Annotated in this window: 16 protein-coding genes and 2 pseudogenes; 7 read left to right on the plus strand and 11 right to left on the minus strand. The window is 40.9% G+C overall.

Annotation, left to right across the window (positions count from 1 at the left end; all coding sequences use genetic code 11):
* Positions 1–56 precede the first annotated feature (56 nt).
* From BTN49_RS03750 to BTN49_RS03790, 10 genes and pseudogenes are all read right to left on the minus strand, one after another.
* Positions 57–268, minus strand: a pseudogene (locus BTN49_RS03750) (transposase); the annotation flags it as partial.
* Positions 269–366: 98 nt separating this feature from the next.
* Positions 367–483: pseudogene (locus BTN49_RS13795) on the minus strand (IS982 family transposase); the annotation flags it as partial.
* Positions 484–574: 91 nt separating this feature from the next.
* Positions 575–862, minus strand: a complete 288-nt coding sequence (hpf, locus tag BTN49_RS03755) for a ribosome hibernation promoting factor (RefSeq protein WP_097356071.1) — start codon at positions 860–862, stop codon at positions 575–577.
* 27 nt (positions 863–889) lie between these two features.
* On the minus strand, positions 890–2,377 hold the full coding sequence (locus BTN49_RS03760; protein ID WP_097356072.1) for an RNA polymerase factor sigma-54: 1,488 nt from the start codon (positions 2,375–2,377) through the stop codon (positions 890–892).
* A gap of 77 nt (positions 2,378–2,454) precedes the next feature.
* A complete protein-coding gene (lptB, locus tag BTN49_RS03765) occupies positions 2,455–3,180 on the minus strand; it encodes an LPS export ABC transporter ATP-binding protein (protein WP_097356073.1) in 726 nt (241 codons plus the stop codon).
* Between the two features lie 15 nt (positions 3,181–3,195).
* The gene (lptA, locus tag BTN49_RS03770) at positions 3,196–3,705 is read right to left on the minus strand and encodes a lipopolysaccharide transport periplasmic protein LptA (protein WP_097356074.1); all 510 of its coding nucleotides are present in this window, start codon (positions 3,703–3,705) and stop codon (positions 3,196–3,198) included.
* Positions 3,686–4,252 (minus strand): LPS export ABC transporter periplasmic protein LptC, encoded by a 567-nt coding sequence (gene lptC / locus BTN49_RS03775; RefSeq protein WP_097356075.1) that lies wholly within the window; start codon positions 4,250–4,252, stop codon positions 3,686–3,688. The genes lptA and lptC overlap by 20 nt, the downstream gene beginning before the upstream one ends.
* Positions 4,249–4,812 carry a 3-deoxy-manno-octulosonate-8-phosphatase KdsC gene (gene kdsC / locus BTN49_RS03780; protein WP_097356076.1) on the minus strand — a complete coding sequence of 188 codons (564 nt, stop codon included), beginning with the start codon at positions 4,810–4,812 and terminating at the stop codon, positions 4,249–4,251. Before kdsC ends, lptC begins: the two co-directional genes overlap by 4 nt.
* A complete protein-coding gene (locus BTN49_RS03785) occupies positions 4,812–5,780 on the minus strand; it encodes a KpsF/GutQ family sugar-phosphate isomerase (protein WP_097356077.1) in 969 nt (322 codons plus the stop codon). The genes kdsC and BTN49_RS03785 overlap by 1 nt, the downstream gene beginning before the upstream one ends.
* Entirely contained in the window at positions 5,777–6,679 is a 903-nt protein-coding gene (locus BTN49_RS03790; protein ID WP_097356078.1) for a calcium/sodium antiporter, read from the minus strand. The genes BTN49_RS03785 and BTN49_RS03790 overlap by 4 nt, the downstream gene beginning before the upstream one ends.
* A gap of 455 nt (positions 6,680–7,134) precedes the next feature.
* On the opposite strand from BTN49_RS03790, the gene mlaF reads away from it, so the two are divergent.
* The 7 genes from mlaF to murA are packed head-to-tail and all read left to right on the plus strand — an operon-like array spanning position 7,135 to position 11,707.
* Positions 7,135–7,932: a phospholipid ABC transporter ATP-binding protein MlaF gene (gene mlaF / locus BTN49_RS03795; RefSeq protein WP_097356079.1), complete on the plus strand. Its 798-nt coding sequence runs from the start codon at positions 7,135–7,137 to the stop codon at positions 7,930–7,932.
* Between the two features lie 8 nt (positions 7,933–7,940).
* Positions 7,941–8,711 carry a lipid asymmetry maintenance ABC transporter permease subunit MlaE gene (mlaE, locus tag BTN49_RS03800; protein WP_097356131.1) on the plus strand — a complete coding sequence of 257 codons (771 nt, stop codon included), beginning with the start codon at positions 7,941–7,943 and terminating at the stop codon, positions 8,709–8,711.
* Positions 8,712–8,716: 5 nt separating this feature from the next.
* Complete coding sequence (mlaD, locus tag BTN49_RS03805) at positions 8,717–9,199, plus strand: outer membrane lipid asymmetry maintenance protein MlaD (protein WP_097356080.1); 483 nt, start codon at positions 8,717–8,719, stop codon at positions 9,197–9,199.
* Positions 9,200–9,201: 2 nt separating this feature from the next.
* Positions 9,202–9,852 carry an ABC transporter substrate-binding protein gene (locus tag BTN49_RS03810; RefSeq protein WP_097356081.1) on the plus strand — a complete coding sequence of 217 codons (651 nt, stop codon included), beginning with the start codon at positions 9,202–9,204 and terminating at the stop codon, positions 9,850–9,852.
* Positions 9,852–10,175, plus strand: coding sequence for an STAS domain-containing protein (locus BTN49_RS03815; RefSeq protein WP_223823778.1), 324 nt, complete (start codon positions 9,852–9,854; stop codon positions 10,173–10,175). The genes BTN49_RS03810 and BTN49_RS03815 overlap by 1 nt, the downstream gene beginning before the upstream one ends.
* A gap of 2 nt (positions 10,176–10,177) precedes the next feature.
* Entirely contained in the window at positions 10,178–10,435 is a 258-nt protein-coding gene (locus tag BTN49_RS03820; protein WP_097356082.1) for a BolA family protein, read from the plus strand.
* A 15-nt stretch (positions 10,436–10,450) separates the two neighbouring features.
* Positions 10,451–11,707, plus strand: coding sequence for a UDP-N-acetylglucosamine 1-carboxyvinyltransferase (gene murA, locus BTN49_RS03825; RefSeq protein ID WP_097356083.1), 1,257 nt, complete (start codon positions 10,451–10,453; stop codon positions 11,705–11,707).
* A 295-nt stretch (positions 11,708–12,002) separates the two neighbouring features.
* Here murA and rpsI read toward each other — a convergent pair whose 3' ends face one another.
* Entirely contained in the window at positions 12,003–12,392 is a 390-nt protein-coding gene (gene rpsI, locus BTN49_RS03830) for a 30S ribosomal protein S9 (protein WP_097356084.1), read from the minus strand.
* Positions 12,393–12,401: the final 9 nt, after the last annotated feature.

A 12,401-nucleotide genomic window follows, 5' to 3' on the forward strand; every position in this document is an offset into this window, starting at 1 on the left:
AGGGGATTTCAGAGCAGGACATTCATCAACGTAAAAACCGAATTGAGATAGCCTTATACTCCACGAAGAGGGAGTTTAAAAATGCCTTTCACCATCAGTTCCGTTTTAATCGAGGTATCCGAAAATATAAACTCACGGCTACAATGACCAGGATGCTTTGGACAATGCCATTCCTTAATAGTAGCGACATCTATCCAAAGACATCTATCCAAAAAGTGACTGAGCCACGGTTTACTAATTCTTGATTATATTGTTGCCAGTTGCTGATCTTGTGCTTTCCCTATCCCATCAATACTTCCCGCTTAACTCCATTATGATCTGATCGTAGGAATTGAGATTAGTTCAGATATTTGGGACACAATGCCGGCGAGACGGCTTGTTTCTTTGTTTGATACCGTAAGAAATTAGGTATTTTTTCCATGCAGGGAGGAAAGTTTGGCAGAAGTCGTCGATATCAACGAAAACAGCGTCTAAGTTGTTCATACCTAGGTTCTTATGCAGTCACTAGTTTTTCTCAAACGATCAGATCGCGACTTTAGCATTTAGTTCATTTCTTATGTGCAGCTCAGGTTAGTTAATGATGATTCATCTTTTTCTTGTGTTTGTTTAACTGCTTAGCCAGCTTATCGCTAAGCGAATCAACGGACGTATACATGTTATCTGAGTTAGATTTTGCGTGAATTTCTCCATTGTTTATATGAAGTGTGGCTTCGGCAATTTGGTGGAGTTTTTCGCGGCTAAGCACGATATGCACATTATTAATATGCTCAAAAAAACGCTCAAGCTTATCAAACTTCTGTATCACATGCTTTCGGAGGGACTCGGTGATTTCGACATGGTGTCCAGTGAGATTGATGTGCATAAACAACTTCCTTTTTGTTGAAATGCCCTACAGAAGGCATTTACGCTGATGAGACGGGGCAATACGCATAGACTCACGATATTTTGCAATTGTTCGTCGTGCGACTTGGATTCCTTGTTTTGCCAAAAGTGTAGCAATTTTACTGTCGCTGAGTGGTTTTACTGTATCTTCTGCAGCAACTAATTTTTTAACCAGTGCTCGTATTGCGGTGGAACTAAACTCACCGCCATTGTCAGTACTTACATGGCTAGAAAAAAAGTATTTTAATTCAAAGATACCTCTTGGGGTATGCATGTATTTTTGGGTCGTAACCCGAGATATGGTGGATTCATGCATGTTCACAGCTATTGCGATGTCATTAAGCACCATTGGTTTCATTGCTTCTTCACCGTACTCAAAGAAATCTTGCTGATATTCAACGATACAGCGTGTGACTTTGAGTAGGGTTTCATTGCGGCTTTCTAAACTTTTTATTAACCATTTAGCCTCTTGCAAATTATTTCGAATAAATTGTCTATCTGCACCACTGCAGCTATTTTTTATTAGAGCGGCATATTTTTGATTTATCTTTAGTTTTGGTATGTTATCTGGATTTATTTGTACGATCCATTTATCGTGTTCTTTGAATACAGATACGTCAGGAATTACATATTCAGCTTCATTGGTGACAATGAGATTTCCAGGGCGGGGTTCAAGGCTATGAATGAGATTCATGATTTCTTTGAGCTCTGGTTTTCGTAATTTGGTTTCTTTCATGATCTGGCGGAAATCTCGGTTTGCCAGCAAATTCATGTGAACTTTTAGTACTGACTTCGCCTCTGCTAGCCAAGGTGTGTATTCCGAAAGCTCGGCAAGTTGTAGCAACAAGCACTCTTGCAGCGAGCGTGATGCGACGCTTAGTGGGTCGAAATGCTGCACACGTTTTAGTACTGCTTCAACTTCATCAAGTTCGACATGGTCACTACCAAGACTCTCGAGAATATCTTCACAGGATATGGTTAAGTATCCTTTGTCATTAACCGCATCGATAATAGCTGTCGCGATCGCGAGGTCGACATCAGTAAACGGAGTTAGTTGAACTTGCCAATTAAGATAATCTTGGAGTGTTTCTGTGGTTTCACCCTGATACACGGGAAGTTCATCACAGAATGGAATGCCTATGCTTCCTGTATTGGCACTATAGACGTCATCCCAAGTAGTATCCACAGGGAGATCATTTGGCATTTCTTGCTGATTAATAGCATCGGCACTGTCTAGGTTATCTTCATGGTTTAGATGGTTTTCATTGTCTGTTGGGGCACTAAGACGCTCATCGTTTTCATAATCTTCTGACACATCATTGTTTGATGTGTACTCTGTAGGGTCTTCTTGTTCGAGGAGCGGATTTGCTTCCAGTGCTGCTTGAATCTCTTGTTGAAGATCTAATGTCGACAACTGTAGTAGGCGTATTGCCTGTTGCAGTTGTGGTGTCATAGCAATTTGTTGGCCAAGCTTTAGTTGAAGCGAGGGTTTCATAGTAATTTTGACACCTTTCCTATTCATGTTATCAGTGCATTATGTTAGACACTATTAAGCTAACACTTTTCTTTTAACTATAGCCTGAACTCATCTCCGAGATATACACGTTTTACATGCTCATTGTTGAGCACTTCATCAGGAGTACCATGAGCAATCAAATTCCCTTGACTTACAATGTAAGCGTATTCACAAACACTCAGTGTTTCACGTACGTTGTGATCTGTAATTAAGACACCTAAACCTCGGTCTCGAAGGTGTTCTATGATCTTTTTTATATCGATAACGGAGATAGGGTCAACACCTGCAAATGGTTCATCCAGCAAAATAAATTTTGGATTAGCAGCAAGGGCTCGTGCAATCTCCACTCGGCGTCGTTCCCCTCCTGAGAGAGTCAGACCCATGCTGTTTCGAATGTGTTGAATGTTAAACTCTTCGAGCAGATCCTCAGCTTTGTCCTGACGTTGCTCTTTTGTTAAGTCTGAACGTGTTTGAAGTACTGCCATTAGGTTATTGTATACACTCAGTTTTCTAAAAATAGAAGCTTCTTGAGGCAAGTAACCGATCCCCATTCGAGATCGGTTGTGCATTGGTTGTAAACTGATATCTATATCATCAATATGAATGGATCCTTCATCAAGGGTAACCAAGCCAACAATCATATAAAACGACGTGGTTTTTCCAGCTCCATTTGGACCAAGTAACCCAATGATTTCACCAGATTCAACTTTGAGACTGACATCAGCAACGACTTTTCGTCCGTTGTAGCTTTTCGCAAGGTTCTTTGCGGTAAGTATTGACATAAAGTATTAGTTCTTTTATTGTTTAGTGTGTGGTTGTAAAATGGTAGTGACACGACCGTTAACATCACTTTCTGCTACCAACTGTTGCTTATCAATCTGGTAGGAGATGAGCTGACCTTCAATCTTATTACCACCTTCTTGGGTCAATACAGCGTGGTTTCTCATCCTTAGAAAGCTTTTATCCACTTCATATTGAAGATCGTAGGCTTTACCAATCATTTTCTTGCCATCATCCATGGTTTGTTCGAATTCTGCAGGTTTACCAGAGGCATCAATAATTTCGCTCCCTTTTTTTCCACTAGGGCGAGTGACGATGACCTTGTCGGCGTTTAAACGAATTGAACCTTGGCGTAGATGTACGTTACCGTCGAAGACGACGGTGCCGGTTTTCATGTTCAAACTTTGGGTGTCTGAGTAAATATAAATAGGTTCCTCAGAATCACTTGATAATGCGAATACTCTGCTAAAAATTAGGATTTTTAGTATTAGTATAAAAGTGATAAGTTTATTCAATGTCTGGTGCATACTTGCTTTTCACTTGGTCAGTCAGTTCCATTTGATGGGATATAAAATTTCCTTTTGCCCGTTGTCCTCGGATTTGAAATCCTACACCAGTGATTTCCGTTTCGGTTTCAGACCAAAAATCCCGAGTAGTAAGATTTAGAGTTAATTTATCTACCTTGATAATTGCCATTCGAGCGTTAGGTAACAGGTTAAAAATTCTGACGTGACCTGTCATATTTAGGTAGTTGCTACTATCTAGAACTGCAAAATCTGAATGGATTCGCCATTCTTCTACAGTACTATCATTGTATGTCCATAAAGTGGGTTTATGAAAATGGGTTTCATCAAGTTTTTGATAGTGTTTGACGTGAATTGAATTCAATGTGTAGCTGCGCATACCGTGCTCGTTGTAGCGGGTAGATTTGATATTGTCAGCAGTAAATAATGGTTCTTCTGCATCTAGTTTGACCTTTATTTCTGACTCTAAATGATATTGACTCAGCAGGTAGTGACCTGTGAATCCACATATGACAAGTAGTGCAATACGACCGAGATGCCGAAGAATCATATGTTTAGCCTTTTATTCATATTAAGTTCTTCTCGTGCTTCAAGGATTAGATCACAGACTTCACGTACGGCACCATAGCCACCAAGTGTGCGAGTGATAAAATCAGCACGTTGTGCTAAAACTAAGTGTCCATCCTTCACACAAACAGACAAACCTACCTGTGACATGACTGGCCAATCTGTTAAATCGTCACCAATGTATGCTATGGTCTTTGTGGCAATACTAAGGCGATCAATCAAATCTTCAAAGGCAGTATTTTTATCATCTTGACCTTGATAGACGTGTTTAATACCAAGGTCTGACATTCTTTGCTCAACAATAAAGGATTTTCGGCCAGTAATAACTGCAACTTCAATACCTGCATTCATTAAAGATTTTATGCCATAACCATCGCGGATGTGGAAGGCCTTAAGCTCTTCCCCTTGATTACCCATATAAATACGACCATCAGAAAATACACCGTCAATATCACAAATTAGCAATTTGATACCAGCTGCGGTGTTAAACACGGTTTCAAGAATAGGTCCATATAAGCTTCCAACTGTTTGCGCCTTAGCCACTACATTACTCCTGCTTTTAAAAGATCATGCATGTTTAGTGCACCAACCAATTTGTTGTTGTCTGTAACGAGAAGACCGTTTATTTTTTTTTCTTCCATTAGTTTTAGACCTTCAGCGGCAAGCAGTTTTGCATTAACACAGGTTGGGTTAATACTCATGACATTACCAATGAGAGTGGAATGCAGATCATAACGCTGGTCAAGAAGACGTCTTAGATCTCCATCCGTAAAAATACCACAAATCGTACCGGTGTTATCAATAACGCCGGTCATACCTAAGCCTTTAGCAGACACTTCCAACAATGCATTGCGTAGGGATTCATCCACAAATACGGTTGGTAATGCATTACCAGTGTGCATCACATCCGAAATATGTAGCAATAGTTTTCGGCCAAGTGGTCCTCCGGGATGAGAAAGCGCAAAATCATCTATGGTGAAGCCTTTTGCTTGCATCAGCGCAACGGCAAGGGCATCTCCCATGACAAGTGTTGCGGTAGTGCTGGACGTGGGGGCTAATCCGATAGGACAGGCTTCTTTTGGAACTTTAATGCACAGGTTTACCTGTGCAAGGCGTGCCATGCTTGAGACAGGATTACCTGTCATGGTGATTAGCGTAATACCTCGGCGTTTAACCACTGGTAGAAGAAGGAGGACTTCGGACGTTTCGCCAGAGTTTGAAATGGCCAGTACGACATCTCCTTTTCCAATCATGCCTAAATCGCCATGGCTGGCTTCTCCGGGATGAACAAAAAAGGACGAAGTACCTGTACTGGCAAGGGTGGCTGCAATTTTATTACCAATATGACCTGATTTACCCATCCCCATTACAACCACTTTTCCGGAGGCTGCCAGGATAAGCTGGCAGGCTTTGACAAAGTTTTCATTGATATACTGTTCTAGCTGCACAAGTGCGTTAAGTTCAGTTTGTAGTACAGCTGTGCCTGCTTTGCGAAAATCAAAATCGGTCATAACGTTTCCGAATTAGGTTGTAATATCGGTGAGCAGATAGCCTCAAAAGTACACGAAGATGACCAGTGATGTGATTTTCGTTTCCAACGATTGAGGGGATGGGACTTACTAACTCTAAACAAAAACAACAGTACAGAAACTGCAAATATTAAACAGAAATCACGCTCTATGGTTAATAAGGGATTCAGAACTGATGGATTAATAATTTCTGCTAGAGTTATTATGGCAGGGATATCGAAAATATTCGAACTCATGATATAGTTAAAAACTAGATTATCTTCACCTTTAAGTACACTGGAAATCAATGCGAATAGTTCTGGATGACTTATACCTTCAGCAACGATAATTAGGTCAATAATCAGATCACTTATTCCAACGGTTTTGTAGATGAAAAGAGTGACTATATAGGAGGATACGATTATACCTGCGCTAGAGATAACAAGAATAAAACCCATAATCAGCGAGATAGTTGCTATGATGTTGCTTACGTCTTGTGGGGTTTTCGTTTCTTGTTTTGTAAGCATTAGGCTAAACGCTGTATTCTCTTGAACAATTTTCAACAGGATGAGCCAGAATGTATTAAACAAGATGGAAAGCAAAATACTTTTGTGAAATCTGAGCGTAGCATTCCATGAAATTACGCTAGAGATTGGGATAATAATCAGCATCAGAGGTAATTGTCGATGAATGAGGTTTGAGCTTATAGACAAAGGTTGAATGAGTGTAGAGATACTAGGAATAATAGTGATATTGGTTATGTTTGAATGAAGTATGTCACCGACGGCTGCATGGCTGTTATCACTTAACACTTCCTGAGCAGAGAAACTGTAGACTAACCTGTAAGGATAGCTTGCTAACAAACATAAGCCACTGACAAGCATGGTGATAGTTTCAGACACTTAATTACCTTTTGAATAGATAAGGTCAAATATAAGAAATGGTAATTCTGACTACTATTTGAGGAAATGTGAAGAAAAACTATGCAGTTAAATGACGCAACATAATATGCCAGTAGCACTGTAGTTAAAATCTACTCCAATAGTGAAATAGTAAATTTGATTTTGATTAGAATGTGGGTGAAGATAAGCATAGCGACCGAGTTGCCGATTAGGTTGGCGCACCTTCCGATTTATTTAAGTAAATAACCGGAAATCTAGTTGTATAACATTTTCGTTGCAGATAGACATTATGAATATGAAAAGGCAACGTTTTCAGGATAATTAAAGATTAGCAAGCATTTAACTAAAAATTTAAAAATGAATGCTGTGTAATTACTCGCCTTGCACTTACTCTCACTACTAGAGCAGTATTAATAAGTCGTGAATAAATCAAGTCAACACAATAGGCTATATTAATGGGTGCAAATAATTTGGTTGAAATCAGCAACCTGACCTTTTGTCGGGAAAGAAAGGTTATCTTCGATAATATCAGCCTGACGGTTCCCATTGGTAAAGTAACAGCAATTATGGGACCTTCAGGGATAGGAAAAACCACACTTTTACGCCTGATCGGGGGGCAGCTGTTGCCTGAAAGTGGCATAGTTAAGTTTGCAGATCAAGATATTACAACCCTCTCGCGTCGTAAACTTTATGAAGTTAGAAAGCGCATGAGTATGCTATTTCAATCAGGTGCACTTTTTACTGACATGACGGTGTTTGACAACGTCGCTTTTCCGTTACGAGAGCATACCTATCTTACCGAGTCACTGATTAAAACCCTTGTATTATTGAAACTTGAATCAGTAGGGTTGCGTGGTGCTTCACAACTCATGCCAAGTACACTTTCTGGTGGGATGGCTCGACGAGTAGCCCTTGCACGTGCGATTGCACTTGATCCTGAACTTATTATGTTTGATGAACCTTTTGTGGGACAAGACCCCATTACCATGGGGGTATTGGTTTCGTTAATTCGTAATTTGAATGAGGCACTTGGGCTAACATCAATAGTGGTATCACACGATGTTCCTGAGGTGATGAGTATTGCTGATCATGTCTACTTGTTGGTTGACGGTAGCATTGTCGCATCTGGCGTGCCCCAGTCGATTTGTGACAATCCTGATCCTCGAGTGATTCAATTTCTTAGAGGTGATGCTGATGGTCCGGTGCCTTTCAAATACCCTGCTAAAGACATTATACAGGAGTTGTTTTCGTGATAGTTAATATGCTTCAAGAGCTGGGTGCATGTACGTTGGCTGTTTCACGAACAATGGGTCGAGCAACGTTTATGTTACTCGGTGCCTTGATTGGAAAACCACAGCCTAAGAAGATGTTACCGCTTCTGATTATTCAACTTTATTCGGTGGGTGTACGTTCGCTGGGTATCATCATGGTATCTGGTCTGTTTATTGGCATGGTACTTAGCCTGCAAGGTTATTTAGTTTTGGTAGATTTGGGTGCTGAAAGCTCACTGGGTCAAATGGTTGCGGTAGCGTTACTGCGCGAACTTGGTCCTGTAGTTACGGCCTTGCTCTTTGCTGGTCGTGCGGGTTCTGCGTTGACCGCAGAAATTGGGTTGATGAAAACGACGGAACAACTTTCTAGTTTAGAAATGATGGCGGTAGATCCATTGCGCCGTATTATTGCCCCGCGTTTATGGGCAGGTGTAATTTCGATGCCACTGCTGACAATGATCTTCATCATGATAGGTATTTGGGGTGGGCAACTTGTTGGCGTTGATTGGAAGGGCATTGATTACGGCAGTTATTGGGCGGTCATGCAATCTTCCGTCGAATTGGGTTATGACATTGGCCAGTCGTTCATTAAAAGCATCGTGTTTTCCATCACCGTAATTTGGATTGCTCTTTTTAATGGCTATGATGCTATCTCTACGTCTGAAGGGATAAGTCGTGCTACTACACGTACCGTCGTACATTCGTCTTTAGCAGTGTTGGGGTTAGATTTTATCCTCACTGCATTGATGTTTGGGAGTTAATTTAGATGCAACAAAATCGTAAAACTGAATTCTGGGTAGGAACATTTGTGTTGGTGGGAATTACAGCTGTATTACTACTTTCTTTTCAAGTTGCTGGTGTGAAAAGTTATTCTCGTTCTGACTATTATTCACTTGATGCACATTTCGACAATATTGGTGGTTTGAAAGTGCGCTCTCCTGTAAAAATTGGGGGGGTTGTTGTTGGTCGTATTAGTGATATTAGTTTAACTGCACCTGATTATGTGCCGATGGTGACGATGGAGATTGAACGTAAATATGGCTTCTTCCCTGAGACTAGTTCTGCTGTAATTCTAACGTCAGGTTTACTTGGTGAACAGTTTATTGGTATTCGTTTAGGTTTTCTTGCTGAAGGCATCGATGTATTGGAAGACGGTGACTTACTAGAAGATACTCGTTCGGCAATGGTATTGGAGGATCTCATCGGTCAGTTTCTTTACAGTGTCCGTAGCGGTCCGAAGGAGCCGTGAATATGAAAAAGTGGTTAAATCTCTGTATCCCTACGATCGGTTTGATCATGTCATCGCCCATGTTTGCTGACGTGGATTCGAGTAATCCATACATATTGGTTAATAGTGTGGCACAAAACACGTTTAGTCGACTAAAAGATAACAAAGACAGATATCAGGCCAATTCAGATCTACTTTATGTCGTAGTTGAAGAAGAGTTGATGCCTTATATTAATGTTCGCTACGCAGCGATGAAAGTGCTGGCATCACAAGCAAGAGAAGCTACGAAGGAAGAGCGAGATCTATTCACTGAGGCATTTTATGGTTATATGGTGGAATCTTATGTACATATTCTAAGGGGATATACAGATCAGGAGCTTAAAGTTGAGCCAATAAAAGCTGTCGATCTAAAGCAAAGAATTGTCTCCGTCCGTGTCGAAATTATGGATAGCGTTCGTCCACCAATTCGGTTTGATTTTATACTGCGAAGAAACGGGAAAACTCATCATTGGCAGGTATTTGACTTACAGATTGAAGGCGTGAGTATATTGGATGTTAAGGCCGGTGAGTGGAGTGCCAAACTTCGCAAAAATGGTATCAAAGCTGTGGCTAAAGAACTAGAACTTCGTTTAAAGTCACCTAATAATAAAGGAAATAAAGTAGAAGGTGAATAGTGAATGAGCCATTAGTCTGGCGAATGGTAACAAATGGGTATTATTGTTTATCAGGAAGGCTTGACCGTGGTACAGTCCCCGTTTTTTGGGGGTACCGTGCGGACTGGCTCCCTGCAGATAGAGTAATTATACTTGATCTTTCTGATGTGAAACACGTGGATTCATCTGGAATGTCGATGTTGCTTCACTTGTGGCAACAACTCAGAGTAAATAAGCAAATGCTGACTCTTATTCATGTACCATCTAAGCTTAACTTGTTATTGAGGTTAAGTAATGTGGAAAGTTTATTTATGGATGACCAGACATTGTGTGACGGGAAATAATCGTGGAAGCTATTGAAATTAAAGTAATCCTAGAAAAAAGCTTAACCCTAGATGAACTCCATGTGAAAGGTGATGGTAGTTACTTTGAAGTTATTGCTGTGGGTGAAATATTTGACGGGATGTCTCGTGTTGGAAAACAACAAATTATCTATGGACCCCTGATGAAATATATTAAAACCAATGCCGTTCACGCGCTGAACATAAAAGCTCTAACCCCAATCGAGTGGTTACGTGACAAAGAACTGATGCAATTGTTATAAGTTTAAAGGAAAAACATGCAAAAATTTCGTGTCTATGGTGGTGGACCAATATGTGGTGAAGTTACAATCTCTGGCGCTAAAAATGCAGCATTGCCTATCCTTTTTGCGGCATTGTTAGCCGAAGAGCCCGTGGAAGTTGGGAACGTCCCTAAGCTGCGAGATATTGATACAACCATGGAGTTACTTTCTCGGTTGGGTGCTAAAGTCTCACGCAATGGCTCTGTGCATGTCGATGCGAGTAACATCAATGAATTCTGTGCACCTTATGAATTAGTAAAAACCATGCGAGCCTCTATTTGGGCACTTGGACCTCTGGTGGCACGTTTTGGTAAAGGTGAAGTATCACTTCCTGGGGGCTGCGCTATTGGCGCTCGTCCGGTTGATCTGCATATTCATGGCTTAGAACAATTGGGTGCAACCATTACACTTGATGAGGGTTATGTAAAAGCACATGTCGATGGGCGCCTTAAGAGCGCCCATATTTTCATGGATAAAGTCAGTGTCGGTGCCACCGTGACTATTATGTCTGCAGCTACCTTGGCTGTAGGGATAACTGTTATTGAAAACGCTGCGCGTGAACCCGAAATCGTTGATTGTGCAAAGTTTCTGAATGTTCTTGGTGCAAAAATAACAGGTGTCGGCTCTAACACAATCACTATTGAAGGTGTTGAACGTTTGGGCGGTGGTTATCATGAAGTGGTAGCAGATCGCATTGAAACGGGCACATTCTTGGTAGCTGGGGCAGTGTCTGGCGGAAACGTAATTTGCCGAAATACATCACCAAAACTGTTGGAATCAGTTCTCTCTAAATTGGAAGAGGCAGGGGCTGCCATTGAGAGTGGTGATGATTGGATTTCTCTGGAAATGACAAACAGGGAATTGAAGGCAGTTAATATTCGTACTGCACCACATCCAGGTTTTCCAACTGACATGCAAGCACAGTTCACATTGTTGAATTTAGTTGCTAAGGGAACAGGTATCATTACGGAAACTATTTTTGAAAATAGGTTTATGCATATACCTGAACTTCAACGTATGGGTGCTCATGCAGAAATTGAAGGTACAACCGTTATCTGTGGTGATTGCGACGGACTGAGTGGTGCACAAGTTATGGCGACAGATCTACGTGCATCAGCAAGCTTGATTATTGCGGGTGCGATTGCTAGAGGAGAAACTATTATTGATCGTATTTATCACATCGATCGCGGATATGAACATATTGCAGATAAACTGCAGAAACTTGGTGTAAAAATCCAACGATTTAATGATTAACTTTAGTATTATATTTTTCAGTTGAAGAAGCGTTGTTGATATAATTATGATTATAACACACTGATTCTAATCTTTTTTACAGTCTTAATTTGTTTGCTGGTGAACAGGCATAGCGAGTCTTGTAACTTCGTTTATCGCTTTCATATTTTACCAGCACTTCACTAACTTTAGAATTTAGTTCTGTTCTTATGCACAGCTCAGGTTAATTAATTTATTGAATACATGACCATAAAAAAGCCTAGCAAATAAACTAGGCTTCAGGATCCATGTTCCCGAATAAAAATTCGGAAGTGAATTAACGTTTAGAAAACTGTGGACGTCGTCGTGCTTTGCGTAAACCGACTTTCTTCCGTTCAACTTTACGCGAGTCACGAGTGACAAAACCCGCTGCACGCAGAGTAGGGCGCAAAGATTCGTCGTATTGCATTAGTGCACGGGTAATACCATGGCGGATCGCACCGGCTTGACCGGAGATACCACCACCGGCAACTGTGATATATAGGTCCATCTTCTCGGTCATCTGAACAAGCTCAAGCGCCTGTAAAACGATCATCCGAGCAGTTGGACGTCCAAAGTATTCTACCAGCGAATGCTGGTTGATCACCATGTTACCTGTTCCAGGCTTGAGGAATACGCGAGCTGTAGAGCTTTTCCGACGACCAGTTCCGTAGTATTGTTCTGCCATTGTTAAATT

The organism is Candidatus Enterovibrio escicola (genome assembly GCF_002464935.1).
Lineage (GTDB): Bacteria > Pseudomonadota > Gammaproteobacteria > Enterobacterales > Vibrionaceae > Enterovibrio > Enterovibrio escicola.

Excerpts from the sequence above, each read along its gene's own strand:
- hpf (WP_097356071.1), bottom strand. The coding sequence starts at position 862 with ATGCACATCAATCTCACTGGACACCATGTCGAAATCACCGAGTCCCTC.
- BTN49_RS03760 (WP_097356072.1), bottom strand. The coding sequence starts at position 2,377 with ATGAAACCCTCGCTTCAACTAAAGCTTGGCCAACAAATTGCTATGACA.
- lptB (WP_097356073.1), bottom strand. The coding sequence starts at position 3,180 with ATGTCAATACTTACCGCAAAGAACCTTGCGAAAAGCTACAACGGACGA.
- lptA (WP_097356074.1), bottom strand. The coding sequence starts at position 3,705 with ATGCACCAGACATTGAATAAACTTATCACTTTTATACTAATACTAAAA.
- lptC (WP_097356075.1), bottom strand. The coding sequence starts at position 4,252 with ATGATTCTTCGGCATCTCGGTCGTATTGCACTACTTGTCATATGTGGA.
- BTN49_RS03785 (WP_097356077.1), bottom strand. The coding sequence starts at position 5,780 with ATGACCGATTTTGATTTTCGCAAAGCAGGCACAGCTGTACTACAAACT.
- mlaF (WP_097356079.1), top strand. The coding sequence starts at position 7,135 with ATGGGTGCAAATAATTTGGTTGAAATCAGCAACCTGACCTTTTGTCGG.
- mlaE (WP_097356131.1), top strand. The coding sequence starts at position 7,941 with ATGCTTCAAGAGCTGGGTGCATGTACGTTGGCTGTTTCACGAACAATG.
- mlaD (WP_097356080.1), top strand. The coding sequence starts at position 8,717 with ATGCAACAAAATCGTAAAACTGAATTCTGGGTAGGAACATTTGTGTTG.
- BTN49_RS03810 (WP_097356081.1), top strand. The coding sequence starts at position 9,202 with ATGAAAAAGTGGTTAAATCTCTGTATCCCTACGATCGGTTTGATCATG.
- murA (WP_097356083.1), top strand. The coding sequence starts at position 10,451 with ATGCAAAAATTTCGTGTCTATGGTGGTGGACCAATATGTGGTGAAGTT.
- rpsI (WP_097356084.1), bottom strand. The coding sequence starts at position 12,392 with ATGGCAGAACAATACTACGGAACTGGTCGTCGGAAAAGCTCTACAGCT.